Origin of the sequence: Spirosoma sp. KNUC1025 (assembly GCF_045160025.1) — a bacterium.
Classification (GTDB): Bacteria; Bacteroidota; Bacteroidia; order Cytophagales; family Spirosomataceae; genus Spirosoma.
Window position 1 is genome coordinate 55,056 of record NZ_CP087139.1, and the last position, 14,459, is coordinate 69,514.

Sequence of the window (14,459 nt, forward strand, 5' to 3'; positions counted from 1 at the left end):
TAGTTACTCATCAACATGGTTAAAAGCAACCGTATTACTTTTATCGTGGATGGAGAACGAAATGTGCATACCATCTTCTTTTGCCTTTTTAATGGTTAGCTGTAACATATCTCTGCGAATCTGCTTGCCATCAAGCGTATAATTTTTATACTTCGATATTGACCGCTAGAAATCATTAGCTGCTGCTTTGTCAGCGGCCGCTTTATCGCTTTTTTCCTCTAACTGAAAATTGATGGGCAAGTGGTACTGCACATTTACGGCTCTTCCACCCTGTTTGGCGGGTTCCCAACGCGGCATCTGTTTCACAACCCGTACTGCTTCAGCATCGGCGCCATACCCGATGCCTTTCAGAATCTGAACATTAGCAATTTCCCCTTCTTTAGTAACAACAAACCGGACAAACACTCTACCCGCTATTTTTGCCTTCTGAGCGGCTTCTGGATATTTCAGATTCTGGCTAAGGTACTCGCCTAGTTTCTTCATACCACCCGGAAACTCAGGGCTTTCATCGACCAAATCATAAATTTTACCCTCTACCTTCGCAGCCTTACGGGTGCCCTGCGAGGCAGTTTGGTCGGCTTCGCTCAACGGCCGATCCTGTTCAGACTGTGTACACATGACCAGGCAGGCGGCCAATGGTAAAACCAAAGCATAACTGAGCAGCGCCCGGCGATTCGATGCAGGTTTTTGTAACATAACGATACGTTGTTTTAGGGTTGATCGGGAAACAAAAGGAGTTATAAGAGTAGCTGGCGATACGTTGAGTGCATAAGCAACTAACTGCCGGGGATAATCGGGTTGTGGCGTTTTCAGAACGGCGTGATCCGCCAGAAATTCATGAACCTCCTGCAAGGCACGTTTATAGAGCCAGATCACCGGATTGAACCAGAAAGCAATCTGTACTATTTCCACAAACAGAATGTCGGCGGTGTGGTATTGCCGAATGTGCGCTTCTTCATGGCGTACCAGCGCGTCCGGCTCTGTTATTGCGTCGGTCTGATTTAACACCAGATAGCGCCAGAAGGAAAATGAGGGAGTTGTATTATCAGGCAGCCGTACCAGTGTGTAAGCCGACTTCCGTTCGGGTGTACCGCGTCCGATGAGCCGCAACACCCGTCTTATGTTTATCCCTAGTCGGATAAGCATCATCCCGACGCCAATCCCGTAAAATAACCACAGCCATTCCGTTGTCGACCATCCATTGGTTTCAGCCGTAGTGGTGGTAAACTCGGGTAACGTAATGATGCCAACGGGAATTGACTCTGGGGTCGTATCGGGTAATTCGACAAGAGGCAGACATAGCGAAAGCACAACTGAGGCTACTAAATATGCCCGATTCAGCCCAAAAAACGTGTTTCGACGCAGGATAGCTACGTAGCATCCGTAAAAAAGCAGCAGATACAGGCTGGCGGTTAAGAGATAAAGGAACGTATTCATTTCTTTTTAGTGGTTATGATAATGACACCATCTTTTCCTTTTTCACCGTACGTACTCGTTGCAGCCTCACCCTTCAGAACATGCACGTCCTTGATGTCATTTGGGCTAAGGCCTGAAATTGGTTTGGGCGTATCCTTTGGTATTTCAACACCATCGATAACGTAAAGAGGGTCATTTCCCAACGGCCCTAGTGGGCCATTCGCGCGAATGGTTACGGGTGTGTTTGGCTTCCGCATCAAACCGGGCGCGGGAACGGTATCTGCTTTAAAGGCATCCGCAGACACAGTTGTCATGGCAAGGCGTGGCTGATTCGGGTAGTTGGCATCGCGCACGGCTGGAAACTCCCCTATCGGACTGCCGGTGGGGGAAAAAGTTTCCGGATCAATTTTGCCCGTTCGTTTATCCTCTTTTTTCTCCAGCGCAAACTGAATGGGAATAACGTACTGCGTCGCTACGGCTTTTCCATTTTGTTTACCAGGCAGCCAGGGGGGCATTTTTTTCACAACCCGGAGCGCTTCTACGTTACACTTAGTGTCAAATCCTTTTTTGATCGTAGCAGCACCAACCGACCCGTTTGGCATCACGACGAATTGCACCAATACCACCCCTTCAAGCCTGGCGGCTTTTGCTTTGGCTGGATAGCGAAGTTCGTGCGCTACGTACTGCATTAATCCCGGTACGCCTGTTGGGAAAACGGCCGGTTCCTCAACAGCTGTATACACCTTGCCATTGATCGTTTCCGAGGATGGGGGCGTTCGTACGGGCATATTCGGGTTTGGTTTGATTGCCTTGTAGACGGATGTCGCGCCCATCGTAGGCAGCTCGGCAGGGTCCGTAGCTGTCAGAGCTGCATTAAGTGTAGTTCGACCACTTACCGGCAAAACTTTCGTGGTAAAACCTACAAAACTGATACTGATCTGCGCTTTTCCCGGTACGTTCACAAGCTTATAGTTACCCTGTGCATCGGTATGTGTACCTTTTCCGGTATTGGCAATTACTACGTTAGCGCCGGGCAACGGCTTTCCATCCAGGCTGGTTACTCGCCCCGAAACGGTAAGCGTTTCGCCGGTTGACTGATCGACAATAGCCGCAATTTCTTCCCGTGCAGTTGTCATGGCCAGCAAACTGAATGCCAATGGAAGCACCAGCGCATACTTACCCAAAGCCCAGCGGGTTGTAGCTTTCCGGTGCAGCATGATGATCCGCTGTTTCAGCAAAGACGGATTGAAAAAACGATTCGTCAACGTATCCGGGCCACTTAAACCGGATTGTAGTCCGAACGAATAATCGACTAAAAACCGGGCGTATTCTGTTGGCTGATGGGTTGGCTTATCGGCCAGAAATTCATGCACCTGACGTAGCAGACGGTCCATCAGCCAGAGCGTCGGGCAGGCCCAGAACACCGCACGCAGCAGGCTCAGGGTTACTACGTCGGCACTGTGGTATTGCCGAACATGAACCAGTTCGTGCTGCATAATCAGCGCATTGTGGGCATCGGCTGGGTTGAGAATTACGTAGTGAAAAAATGAAAATGTCGGGATGGTCGGGTTATTCGGCTGGACAAGTACATAGCCCTCATTCGTGTGCCGGGGCGACCGACGAATGAGCTGCAATAACCGAATGGTATGGACCATAAAACGGAGGATCAGACCCAGTGCGATTATGCCATAAGCAATCAGGCCGACTTGCTCCCAATCGGGGAAAGTGACAGCAGGAATCGGTTCGGCGGGGCTAATCGCTGCCGTAGCTGCTGGTAACGTAATGACTCCTACTGGAATAGGTACTGGCCAATCCAGGCGGGGCAATGTCTCTACCGTTTGCGTGGGTAAATTCACAAGCGGCAGGACTAGCGACAGCATCGCTGATACGAGCAAATACAGCCGATTCAGCCTAAAAAACGTATGATGACGTAGCAACAGCCAGTAACACCCTACGAACAGCAGTCCGTAAAGGTTGGCTTTCAGGAAGTAGTCGAGCGCGTTCATTTGTCTTTCTGTTGGTTAAGAAGCTTAATGATTTCGCCGGCCTCACTCAAACTGATATTCTTGTCCTTTACGAAAAACGATACCAGCTTTTTGAGTGAGTTATCGAAGTAGTTTGCCATTAACTGTTCGGTCTGGAAACGACGATATTCCTCCTCCGTAATTAATGGGTAGTATTCATGGGTTTTTCCATAAGCCGTATAACCCACCAGTTCTTTTTTCTCCAGAATACGAATAATCGTTGAGACGGTATTATAGGCCGGTTTGGGCTCCGGTAACTCCGCCAGCACATCCTTAACGAAGCCTTTTTTGAGTTGCCAGAGCACTCGCATAATTTCTTCTTCGGCTTTGGTGAGTTCGCGTATCGGCATAGTGAGAAGCTGGTTTACGTAATAGATGCCGAAAGGTATGACTAATGATTTAGTTTTACAACTAATGTATTAGTTATTTTTTTGCTACAAACGCTTCAACCCGTAAAAGTTTGATTATTAATAATTCAACGAATGTTGGATTCCTGCAAGAGCAACCGTCTGAAGCAGGGACAAGGGTTAGTCAAACTAATCTGAGAGCGTAAACAGAATGCTCATATTTTCTCCGTCGATAGACCGCTGCTGAACAATCAGAGCAGATGGCTCATTAAGTAAACAGTCGCCAACCTGGGGCAGCGTTTTGAAAGTCGTATGAAATTTATGAATGTTTTTAAAACACATCCAGAGCTTTTCCATCCAGAACGCAACGATGATGGGGTCTTCGTACCAAGTATTGGATTTCGCCCCCTTTTTGATATCATGAAGCATTCTTTCCGACAGCTGAAATCTAACCTGCCATTCCTCGATTCGCCACTCAGAATGGGATAGGGGTTCAATTATATATTTCTTATTAATAATCATTCAAGTACCTACTTTCTTTCATAAGCAACCATATAGTTATGTAATTAGATTTCCCTAAACAATGTTTGACCTATTTTTTTACAACAGTAACTATGTAGTTACATACATATGTAGACTATAAGTCAATCAATAACAATACATTATACTGACTTTTATCATTGATAAAAAAATGATAGCCAACCTAATTCATTATCCCCCTTTTGTTGGAGAGAACGAACGTTTATCTTTTTTTAAGGACAGTTACCGATGGACGTGAAGGATACATAAGAATGAGCCCGTTTTTCTCTAGACGGATAGTAAGAGAAAAACGGGCTCAACTGAATACTGCTCGCGATTTCGCTAGTTATGCTTCGTCAGTTTGCCTTCGAGCATCTTAATAAAATAGCCACCTACTACCGACCGTGCCTGAAAACCAACCTGTTTGGCATCGGTAGTTTCGTGCCAGTCAGTGAGCGGCACGCGGGATGGTGTTTCGTTGACAAACCGCCATACAGGTTTTACCAGTGCCTGAAAATCAGTGGGTGAACTGGCAAGCGTGGCTGTCCACATAATCCAGTCCGACTTTGTATACGTTTTGCGGCTATCCAGCGGCAAACCATAGGGCTTTTGTTTAGTGAGGTAGTACGTTATTTCCTGCTGAGCGATCTGCTTCGGAAATATATTCATAGCCAGTAGCTTATCCCAAATCAGATTATACTTCTGGCTCCACGTATCGTTTGCGTTCTCGAACGTCAGATCGTAATGCACCTTGCCGGAAGGCGTTTTATCGAGGGCAAGCTGCTGCCATTTCGTCGCCATTTCGCGGGCCATTTTCAAATACGTTTCGGCGGTTGCCTTATCGCCCAGCCGGCCAGCCAGTTGACCGTAGGCCGCAATACCCAGAATAGCCTTCACGGATAGATTGGCATTGCGCGCAATATGCCCGGCAAAATCGTCGGTACACAACTGATTAGCCGGATCAAACCCATCTTTTTTTAGGTAGTCTACCCAGGTTGTCAGTGTTTTCCAGTGCTGTTTGGCATAGTTGGCATTGCCTTCTGCTCCGGCAATGGCACCGGTTAGGATGAGCATATTTCCAGATTCTTCAACGGGCATGTCCTCGCCATAGGTTTGTCCATTTGCCTGCGGATACGTACCCACATCGTGAGCAGCAAAGGGTTTTTTCCATCGGCCACTTTCTGAGTATTGAAAAATGGGCTCCATCATCCCTTTCAGTAAGGTCGGATTATACAGAAGAAAAAGCGGGGCTGATGGATACGTAATATCGACGGTACCGATAGATCCATTGGAGAAATTCTCTTTTGAGAAAAACAAAACCTCTCCTTTCGGACCAGCCACAATTTTGTGGGCAGCAATGGCCTGCCGGTAAGCGAGTTCGCATAAATCCGCGTATTGTTTACCCCCCGCCTGCTGCGCATCGGCACGGAGTTTTGCGTCGAAGGTGTTACACTTCTGTTCGAGCCGGGCATAGTCTTTTTCGGCCGTTTGCAGCAAAGCAGGCATGGTCGCTTTTTCGTTCCGGCGCCACCAGGGACGCAGATTCTTTCCGAAATACTGCACTGAATACAGATCATCGTAAGCCAGCATCAGGTGCTTGCTCACCGCCTTCGTTACGTTGCCAAAATCCAGTGCGACAGCAAGAGCCATATCAATAGCCGCCCGAGCCGTTTGATTTGTCGACGCAGCCAGTTGGCCATTGGTCAAAAATGCTTTTTTCAGGTGATCAGCCATACCCGACGCCGTTTGGCCGCCCGATTGCTGCGGAATCGCCAGATAAGCATACCCCCAGTCAATCCGGACGTTATCGCCTTTCCGGTATAAGATTGACTGTGTTTCGGTACCAACCGACTGATAGGCTATGCCTGCCGCCTGCCCACTTTTCGCGACGACCTCCTGACCGATGGTATTGGTTGCCAGCGTGCCCGACTCGCTGAAAAACAGCTGCACCGGATGTGGCTTACCATCCTGCGAACGCGCTTCGAACGTAACGTAGGTGATAGGCCGGGCCGCCACTTCCAGCTCATCCAGCAACAGGGGCGAACGGAAATTGACCGTCAGATTGACCGGACCAGCCGTAAAGGTATAGCGCGTCTGGGTAGCCGAAACCGTTACGCCCGTTTGAGTGGCTGTAGCCAGCGAGTTTGTACCAACGGGGCTAACGAGGCCCACATCAATAAATGAGCCCCCCGCGGACTTACACAGTGAACCGCCAGTACGTTTTTCCCGGTCTTCAAGGCTTTCTGACCTTCTGCCGACAGGGGCAAATACATGTATTCATTGACGTAGTCCGGCTTATCAAGAATTTTTGTTCCATTCAGATAAATCACTACGTCATCGTCGTGGTTGAGCACCAGCAGAAGTTTTGTAGGGTCGGCCTTGCCATCATACGTAAACTCACGTCGGATATAAATCCCGTTTGGCATGCTTTCAACATTTTTCCACTTGGTCCGGGCTTCGGGCGTATCGCCAAAGGGACCGGGTCCCGACGTCCAGCGGCTGGCATCGAAATCAGGCTTCTCCCAACCGGCTTCGGCCTTTGCCAGTGTGTATTGAGCCGTGTAAGGTTTCAGCTCGCCCGTGGGCAGAATAGGATCATAGGTTGTCGGAACGGCACCCAGAAACTGGTACGCTTTGCCATCTACCCGCACAATACCCTCCAGCGACTGGGGCTTACCCGTCCAGTGGCGCGTAGGTGAATCCGTCAGTTTATCGGTTGTACTCCAGACACTGAAATAAGGATCATGAGTAATAAGTGGGTAGGCCGGTGGGCGAAGCGTTTGTGCCTGAATTTTACCAGACAGCAGGAAGACTAGAATACCGATCAATCGAAAGAGCGTAATTTTTTGCATAAACAATGCTGAGGTTGGAGAAAAGAGACGATCCGGCATCATAAGATCAATGCGGTCTGACCTTTACTTATGTGAGTGAAGTCTGTTGTTTGGTTTAGCAGGCTATTTAGCCCCCGAAATAAGTAGGAAATCCGCTATAAATTCAAATCCATTCTCAGAAGGGTAGAATGCCTTACTTCATTTCTTATTCGAGAAACCTACCCAAACCCATATTATTTACTGAATCTCAATTATGAAACGAGTCGTTGCATTATGGGCTATGCTGGCATTGCTTGGTCAGCTATCAGCCGCCATTGCTCAGCAGATTTCGAAGGAGGAATTAATTTTCCTGACACCCGACTGGAAAGGAGAGCGATTCCCGGATGGGCGGCCTAAAGTGCCGGATTCTATTCTGAAACGTATGAAACTGGTGACGCACGAAGAGGCATGGGCGGTGTTGAAAGGCGAAAATTACCGCTACCAGTTTACCGGCGACTGGCAGACAATCAATCCCGACAGCGTACTGGTTGGCCGCGCCCTGACCGCTACGTTCATGCCGGGGCGCCCCGATGTCCACCGCGTAACGGACGAAAAAGGGCATACTAAAGATGGTCGGGTCAAATCTCAGAATGCCTGGCCGATCGACATGCTGGTAAAAGGCGATGTGTATGTAGTGGATCAGTTTGGTATGCACGAAGATGGCCCAACGATTGGCGATAACCTCGGCAATTCCATTTATGCCAAAACCGGCAATGGCATTGTGTATGAAGGTGCTGTTCGCGACGTCGCTGGCCTGAAAGAAATTGGTGGCTTTACGTCCTACTTCCGCAGCTATCACCCTTCGCACCATAATCCGGAAGGCAATCTGAACACCACCCTGGTAGGCATTAATCGTCCGACACGGATCGGTAAGGTCATGGTGATGCCCGGCGACGTAGTGCTGGGGCGCGACGGGGGCGTTGCCTTCATTCCGCCCCATCTGGCCGAAAAAGTGGTAAAAACCTCGGAGATCATTCGGCTGCGGGATATGTTCGGCCACCTGCGGCTACGTGAACAGAAATATACGCCCGGCCAGATCGATTCCCGCTGGTCGGATGTGATCGAAAAAGATTTCTCGCAATGGCTCAATGCACACGTAAACGAACTACCGGTCCCGAAAGAACAAATTCAGGATTATCTGAAAACACGGACCTGGTAATACAAAAATAGCGATAAGCTTCTTCCCTAAACCTTATGAAAACCACTACTTCCCGACGTTCGTTTCTGACCAAAAGCGCGTTAGCCAGCGTATTCAGCGCCAGTGCCTTATCCAGTTTTGGCGAAGGGCTCGAAACCGCCGTTCATAACGCGCCACTCTCCTCAGCTCCTTCCGATTTAAAAATTACCGACATCAAATGTGGTTATACCCGCGGGGGACACAGCCTGTTTGTGAAAATCCATACCAACCAGGGTATTTGGGGCTGTGGCGAAGCCGTCGATGCGTCGGTCGGAACGTATCACCTTGTCAAGCTCATGGGCGAACGGATTAAAGGTAAAAGTCCGCTTAATGTAAACCGATTGTTTGAAGATGTCCGAAAATCCGGCTTTTTTGAGGGCGCTCAGTCAGGCATATATATCTCGGTGCTGTCGGCCATCGAAACGGCGCTCTGGGATTTAACGGGAAAGGCCCTCGGTATGCCTGTTTATCGGCTGCTGGGTGGCAAGTTCCGCGATAAAATTCGGGTTTATTGCGATACCGGCGCTTACCGCGAAACCGATACCAGCCCCGATGCCTTTGGAAAGAGTGCGAAAAAGGCCGTCGACATGGGATTTACGGCGGTAAAATACGACATCGACGAACGGAACGACCCCAACAAATACGATGCCTACAACTGGACGGCCAGCCCCGGTGAACTCGAGCGGATGTACAACCAGATTGCTGGTGTCCGCAAGGCCGTTGGGCCGAAGATTGACATCTGTGTAGATATGCACGGGCGCTACGACGTAACGACCGGCCGTAGGGTAGCCAAGATGATGGAACCCCTGAATCTACTGTTTCTGGAAGAACCCATCCCGGCCGAAAATCCGGAAGCCTACAAGCAGATTCGGGAAGCCTCCAATACGCCCATCTGCGCGGGAGAAAACCATTATCTGGCTCACGGATTTCGCAAGCTGCTCGAAATTGGTGCCGTCGACATTATCATGCCCGATTTGCAGAAAGCGGGTGGCTTAGGCGAAGCGCAACGTATTGCCAATCTGGCTAATCTCTATTACGTCCCTTTTGCCCCCCACATGGTAGCGTCGTATCTGGGGGCGATGGCGTCGAGCCACGTGTGTGCCTCCGTTCCGAACTTCCTGATTCTGGAATGGCAGATTTACTTTCACGAAGAGCCGATGTTTAAGGAGATCGTTACGTTCGATGGGCCAATGGTTGAAAAAGGGTTTATTCCCCTCTCCGAAAAGCCGGGTATTGGCGTAGAAATCAACGAAGAAGGCATGAAAAAATACGCGCCTAAAGACGTACCGTTTTTCGTCTGAGTGATCGCAGCGACGCAAGATTTCCGGTTTGAGTCGCTGCTGTAATCATCAAGGTATGGGGTTTGTCGTTCTGAAGGATGACAAACCCAACAAGATCTCAGACAGTATCCTCTCTAACAATTGACTATACAATACGTCTATGACTGGAAACAGTAACCTTCCCACCGCTGCCGAAAGCGTTCTCCCGACGTCAGGTATGAAACCAAACCAGAGCAGTTACCGCTGGGTTATTGTCGGGCTGCTCTTTTTTGCCACAACGATTAACTACCTCGACCGGCAGGTAATCAGTCTGCTGAAGCCTATTCTGGAGAAACAATTTAGCTGGAGCGAATCCGACTACGCCAATATCGTTACGGTATTTACTTTTTTCTACGGCACCACTACGTTGCTGGCGGGTTACCTTATCGACCGGATCGGCACCAAAACAGGCTACATCTGGGCAATTCTGATCTGGAGTCTGGCGGCTATGGCCCATGCGCTCGCGGGCGGAACAGCTGGTTTTATGGTTGCTCGTGGACTATTGGGTATTGGCGAAGCGGGTAACTTTCCGGCGTCGATTAAAACTGTAGCCGAATGGTTTCCGCAGAAAGAGCGGGCACTGGCGGTTGGGATTTTCAATTCCGGGGCCAACATTGGGGCGGTAGTGGCCCCTGCCGTTGTTCCACCCCTGGCTCTGCTGTTGGGCTGGGAAATGACATTCATTCTGACGGGTGCGCTCGGCTTTCTCTGGATTGTGGCCTGGTGGTTTTATTACGACGTACCGTCGCGGCACAAACGCGTCAGTGAGGCCGAGCTAGCCTACATCACCGAAGCAACAACCATTACTGACGCTGCACCGACCACCCTAATCAGCGATAGCCCGCCGACCAAATACCCAATTTTTGCCAATAAAGCGATCTGGGGGTTCATGAGTGGTAAACTGCTGACGGACCCGATCTGGTGGTTTTTCCTGTTCTGGCTTCCTTCTTATCTGTCCAATATTTATCACCTCGATTTGAAAAAGCTGGGCGCACCGCTCATTGTTATTTATCTGGCCGCTACCATTGGCAGCGTTGGGGGAGGCTGGCTTTCCTCGACGCTAATTAAAAAAGGGTGGAATCCGACGCGCGCCCGCCAATGGGCCATGGCCTTATTCGCCATCTGCGTTACGCCGGTTATGTTCATCAGTCAGTTAAGTAATTTGTGGCCTGTCATTGCCATTTTATCGCTGGCCGTAGCCGCTCACCAGGCGTGGTCGGCCAATATTTTCACCGTAGCCGCCGATCAGTTTCCCAAGCAGGTTCTTAGCCGGGTGGTTGGCCTGGGCACAATGGCCGGTACACTCGGCGGAGCCGTTTTCCCCTTACTTGTCGGCAGGATTCTGGACCACTACAAAGCGTTGGGCAGCCTTTCAGAAGGCTACTACATCATTTTCTACATAGCGGGTCTAGCCTACTTAATTGCCTGGAGTATGCTTTATATTTTCGTTTTTCGCCGGGCCGCCAAATCGTAGCAAATTCATGAAAAACAATAAGTTATCCACGCAGCTTGGTACGGCTGTTGTTACGTATGCCCTGGCTCTGACTGTCTGCCAGACCAACGCACAGGCGCCTGATTTTCAGAAAATGACGCCCGAAGAGCGAACGGCCTACATGAACAAAATGCGCGAAGCCAGTCAGGCCGACTGGCAGAAAATGATGGATAAGCTGAGTCTGAAACTACCAGCCTTACCCGCCCCCACCGATGACCCGAAGCGCCCGCAGCATCTGAAACAAAAAGAAGGCTCGACCAACTGGTTTGACGAAGCGGGTAATACGCATGTACGCTCAGGCTGGGGCAACTGGACGAATTATGAGGATGCCACCGCCAATAACTACACACTGGCCGACCCGCTAAAACTGAAAAACGGAAAACCCGTAACCAATGCCACGACATGGTGGAAGCAGCGTCGGCCAGAAATTCTAAACGATTATTTAACCCAGATTTACGGAAAGACACCGGCCAATACACCCACGGTGACCTTCGCTCCAACCGGCACTGACAGTACGGTGCTTGATGGCAAAGCCAGCCGAAAATCAATTATCGGAACCATCGACAATAGCCGCTACCCAGCCGCAAAACCAAGTGTTCCTGTTACGTATTACCGCCCAGTCAGTGCCACAGGACCAGTACCGCTTATGGTGATTGTGTGGGGATCGTTTCCGCAACCGATGGCTAGTATCGAGAAACTGATTGATGCTGGCTGGGCCGTTGCTACGGTGAATACGGGCGCGATTCAATTGGATAGTGGGGCTGGTTTACACGAGGGAATTATTGGGTTGATGAACGGCGGCAAAGATCGTCAGCCCGACGAATGGGGCGTTTTGTCGGCCTGGAGCTGGGGGTTAAGCCGAGTGCTTGATTATTTCGAGAAAGATAAAGGTATCAATTCCAAACAGATAGGTATTCAGGGCCATTCGCGCTGGGGCAAAACGGCCTTGTGGGCAGGAGCGCAGGACCCGCGCTGGGCGATTGTCTTTGCCAGTTGTTCGGGCTCGCTGGGGGCATCTCTGGAAAAGCGAAACTGCGGAGAAACAATTGACAACGTAGCAGGGCCGGGTGAATACCACTGGATGGCTGGTAACTTTCTGAAATACGGCGGAAACTGGGTAGCCATGCCCGTAGATGCTCACGAACTTATGGCTCTCATTGCTCCACGACCGCTGTTTATAACAGGTGGAACAAAGGATCTCTGGGCCGACCCGAAAGGCGAATTTCTGGCCTGCGTGGGTGCCAGTCCGGTGTATGAACTGTTAGGCAAAAAAGGCGTCGGAACTACCGAAATGCCTGCGCCCGACGTATCGCTTATAAACGGCGAACTGGCCTTCCGGGATCATGAAGGAGGTCACGTCGATTCACTCGACTGGCCCATATTTCTTGAATTCGCAAAAAAACAGCTTAAGTAATCTGGTTAATAATTATTGGGTTTTGGCAATCAAGCTATAGAGAAGACCACCCTGGCTACTTTATTAGAAGTCTGCAAACCAGAGGGCGGAATCCCAAAATCACATAGCTTAAGAGGATAATTAAGTCAGAATAGCGCCTATATTAAAATCATATTAAACAAATACGGGGTGGATTTGTGTTTATGTTGGATTTAGCAACGATCTATTTGACTTTTTCAGATAGGATATTGCGTTACACTTTTTTGTATCTCCTACCATGCATACACGCACCTACCACAGACAACTCCTTGTTGTCATCACGCTTCTGTTTGCTTTCGCCTGCGCCCGTAATCCTGTTACCGGCAAGCGCGAAATAAATTTAATGTCGACCGAGCAGGAAATTGCCATTGGCAAAGAATCGCACCCCTCGGTTGTTGCCACGATGGGTTTATACGAAGACAAAAATCTGCAGGCGTTTATGAACGAAAAAGGGAAGGCCATGGCTAAAGTTTCGCATCGGCCCGATCTTCCTTACCAGTTCTATATCGTTGATTCGCCGATTGTCAACGCCTTCGCCGTACCGGGTGGCTACGTTTATTTCACGCGCGGCATTCTGGCCCATTTCAACAATGAAGCTGAATTTGCTGGCGTATTGGGTCACGAAATCGGCCATATCACAGCCAAGCACGCGGCCCGATCTCAGAAAAGCCAGTTGCTCAGTACAATCGCTCTAATTGGCGGAGCAGTACTAGCTCCCCAGGTCGTTGGTCCGAATATCGAGGCACTCCAGCAGGGACTGGGTCTTTTGTCGCTGAAATACAGCCGCGACCACGAATCGGAGTCCGACAAACTTGGTGTAGAATATTCCAGCAAGATTGGCTACGATGCCCACCAGATGGCTGATTTTTTCGGAACTCTTAAACGCCTTTCCGACAAATCGGGCCAAGCCATCCCGCAGTTTATGTCGACTCACCCTGATCCGGGGAATCGCTTCACACGCGTACATGAGCTGGCCAAAGAGTATCAGGCTAAGAATCCCGCTTCTTACCAGGTAGATCGCGACCGGTATCTACGACTGATTGACGGGATTATGTATGGCGAAGATCCTAAGCAGGGATTTGTTGAACAGGGATATTTCTATCATCCCGAACTTCGTTTTCAATTTCCTGTCCCAAACAGCTGGCAGTCTCAAAACTCACCAAGCCAGTTTCAAATGGCTGCCAAGGATGGAAAATCCGCGATGATTCTCATGCTGGCGAAAGGCAACTCGCTGGACGAAGCGGCCCAGAATTTAGTCAAGGAATTGAGCCTGAACGTACTGGAAAACGCGAAAACCACCATTAACGGCAATCCGGCCTACGTCCTTATTTCGCGGCAGCAACAGCAGCAGGGGCAACAAGCGCAACAGGACCCTAAAACGGCACTCCAGATCGGAACCTGGCTGATTCAGTATAACAATGCAGTCTATGCGTTGCATGGATTGTCGGCTGCGGCTGATTTCAACAGCAGTTTTAGTACCTTTAAGCAGGTGGCCGAAAATTTCCGCTCGCTCACCGATCCGGATAAACTCAATCGCAAGTCAGAACGTGTTTTTGTAAAATCGTCTCCACGCGACGGTTCGTTTCGGGAGGTGGTAACGGCGCTGGGTATGCCGGCCAGTCGGGTCGAAGAGGCTGGTATATTGAATGGGCTTAAAGCCGATGATCGGGTAACCAAAGGCGCTTTAATTAAGGTTATCAGCCGGTAGGCAATTATTTTTCGGTTAGTTAATGCACCTGTTTACCTTTTTTGTCACGCGGGCAGCCTGGTTCGTATGACAGAAATACGCCCGACTGTGCGTAAAACACTCAGCTTAAGCAGCTTCAGGATTAACGAATGGCTAATTACAAATAAGTATGTTAC

At 49.7% G+C, this 14,459-nt stretch carries 9 protein-coding genes and 1 pseudogene; 5 read left to right on the top strand and 5 right to left on the bottom strand.

Annotated features, from left to right (window positions below; all coding sequences use genetic code 11):
• Positions 1-165: 165 nt before the first annotated feature.
• The 5 genes and pseudogenes from LN737_RS00240 to LN737_RS00260 all read right to left on the bottom strand — a co-directional run bounded on the left by LN737_RS00240 (position 166) and on the right by LN737_RS00260 (position 7,158).
• On the bottom strand, positions 166-1,437 hold the full coding sequence (locus LN737_RS00240) for a TonB family protein (RefSeq protein ID WP_405515159.1): 1,272 nt from the start codon (positions 1,435-1,437) through the stop codon (positions 166-168).
• Complete coding sequence (locus LN737_RS00245; RefSeq protein WP_405515160.1) at positions 1,434-3,422, bottom strand: TonB family protein; 1,989 nt, start codon at positions 3,420-3,422, stop codon at positions 1,434-1,436. The genes LN737_RS00240 and LN737_RS00245 overlap by 4 nt, the downstream gene beginning before the upstream one ends.
• On the bottom strand, positions 3,419-3,790 hold the full coding sequence (locus tag LN737_RS00250; RefSeq protein ID WP_405515162.1) for a BlaI/MecI/CopY family transcriptional regulator: 372 nt from the start codon (positions 3,788-3,790) through the stop codon (positions 3,419-3,421). Before LN737_RS00250 ends, LN737_RS00245 begins: the two co-directional genes overlap by 4 nt.
• 186 nt (positions 3,791-3,976) lie before the next feature.
• On the bottom strand, positions 3,977-4,216 hold the full coding sequence (locus LN737_RS00255; protein WP_405515164.1) for a hypothetical protein: 240 nt from the start codon (positions 4,214-4,216) through the stop codon (positions 3,977-3,979).
• A gap of 432 nt (positions 4,217-4,648) precedes the next feature.
• A pseudogene (locus LN737_RS00260) lies at positions 4,649-7,158 on the bottom strand (glutaminase domain-containing protein).
• 259 nt (positions 7,159-7,417) lie between these two features.
• Between LN737_RS00260 and LN737_RS00265 the strand changes: the two are divergent.
• The 5 genes from LN737_RS00265 (at position 7,418) to LN737_RS00285 (ending at position 14,304) form a co-directional block, all read left to right on the top strand.
• Positions 7,418-8,335, top strand: coding sequence for an RraA family protein (locus tag LN737_RS00265; RefSeq protein WP_405520256.1), 918 nt, complete (start codon positions 7,418-7,420; stop codon positions 8,333-8,335).
• 35 nt (positions 8,336-8,370) lie between these two features.
• Positions 8,371-9,654 (top strand): mandelate racemase/muconate lactonizing enzyme family protein, encoded by a 1,284-nt coding sequence (locus LN737_RS00270; protein WP_405515166.1) that lies wholly within the window; start codon positions 8,371-8,373, stop codon positions 9,652-9,654.
• Positions 9,655-9,850: 196 nt separating this feature from the next.
• Positions 9,851-11,146, top strand: a complete 1,296-nt coding sequence (locus LN737_RS00275) for an MFS transporter (RefSeq protein ID WP_405515168.1) — start codon at positions 9,851-9,853, stop codon at positions 11,144-11,146.
• Positions 11,147-11,153: 7 nt separating this feature from the next.
• Positions 11,154-12,578 (top strand): S9 family peptidase, encoded by a 1,425-nt coding sequence (locus LN737_RS00280; protein WP_405515170.1) that lies wholly within the window; start codon positions 11,154-11,156, stop codon positions 12,576-12,578.
• A 256-nt stretch (positions 12,579-12,834) separates the two neighbouring features.
• A complete protein-coding gene (locus LN737_RS00285; protein ID WP_405515172.1) occupies positions 12,835-14,304 on the top strand; it encodes a M48 family metalloprotease in 1,470 nt (489 codons plus the stop codon).
• Positions 14,305-14,459: the final 155 nt, after the last annotated feature.

Coding starts and splice junctions, on each gene's coding strand:
- LN737_RS00255 (WP_405515164.1), bottom strand. CDS start 4,216: ATGCTTCATGATATCAAAAAGGGGGCGAAATCCAATACTTGGTACGAA.
- LN737_RS00270 (WP_405515166.1), top strand. CDS start 8,371: ATGAAAACCACTACTTCCCGACGTTCGTTTCTGACCAAAAGCGCGTTA.
- LN737_RS00275 (WP_405515168.1), top strand. CDS start 9,851: ATGAAACCAAACCAGAGCAGTTACCGCTGGGTTATTGTCGGGCTGCTC.
- LN737_RS00240 (WP_405515159.1), bottom strand. CDS start 1,437: ATGAATACGTTCCTTTATCTCTTAACCGCCAGCCTGTATCTGCTGCTT.
- LN737_RS00245 (WP_405515160.1), bottom strand. CDS start 3,422: ATGAACGCGCTCGACTACTTCCTGAAAGCCAACCTTTACGGACTGCTG.
- LN737_RS00285 (WP_405515172.1), top strand. CDS start 12,835: ATGCATACACGCACCTACCACAGACAACTCCTTGTTGTCATCACGCTT.
- LN737_RS00250 (WP_405515162.1), bottom strand. CDS start 3,790: ATGCCGATACGCGAACTCACCAAAGCCGAAGAAGAAATTATGCGAGTG.
- LN737_RS00280 (WP_405515170.1), top strand. CDS start 11,154: ATGAAAAACAATAAGTTATCCACGCAGCTTGGTACGGCTGTTGTTACG.
- LN737_RS00265 (WP_405520256.1), top strand. CDS start 7,418: ATGCTGGCATTGCTTGGTCAGCTATCAGCCGCCATTGCTCAGCAGATT.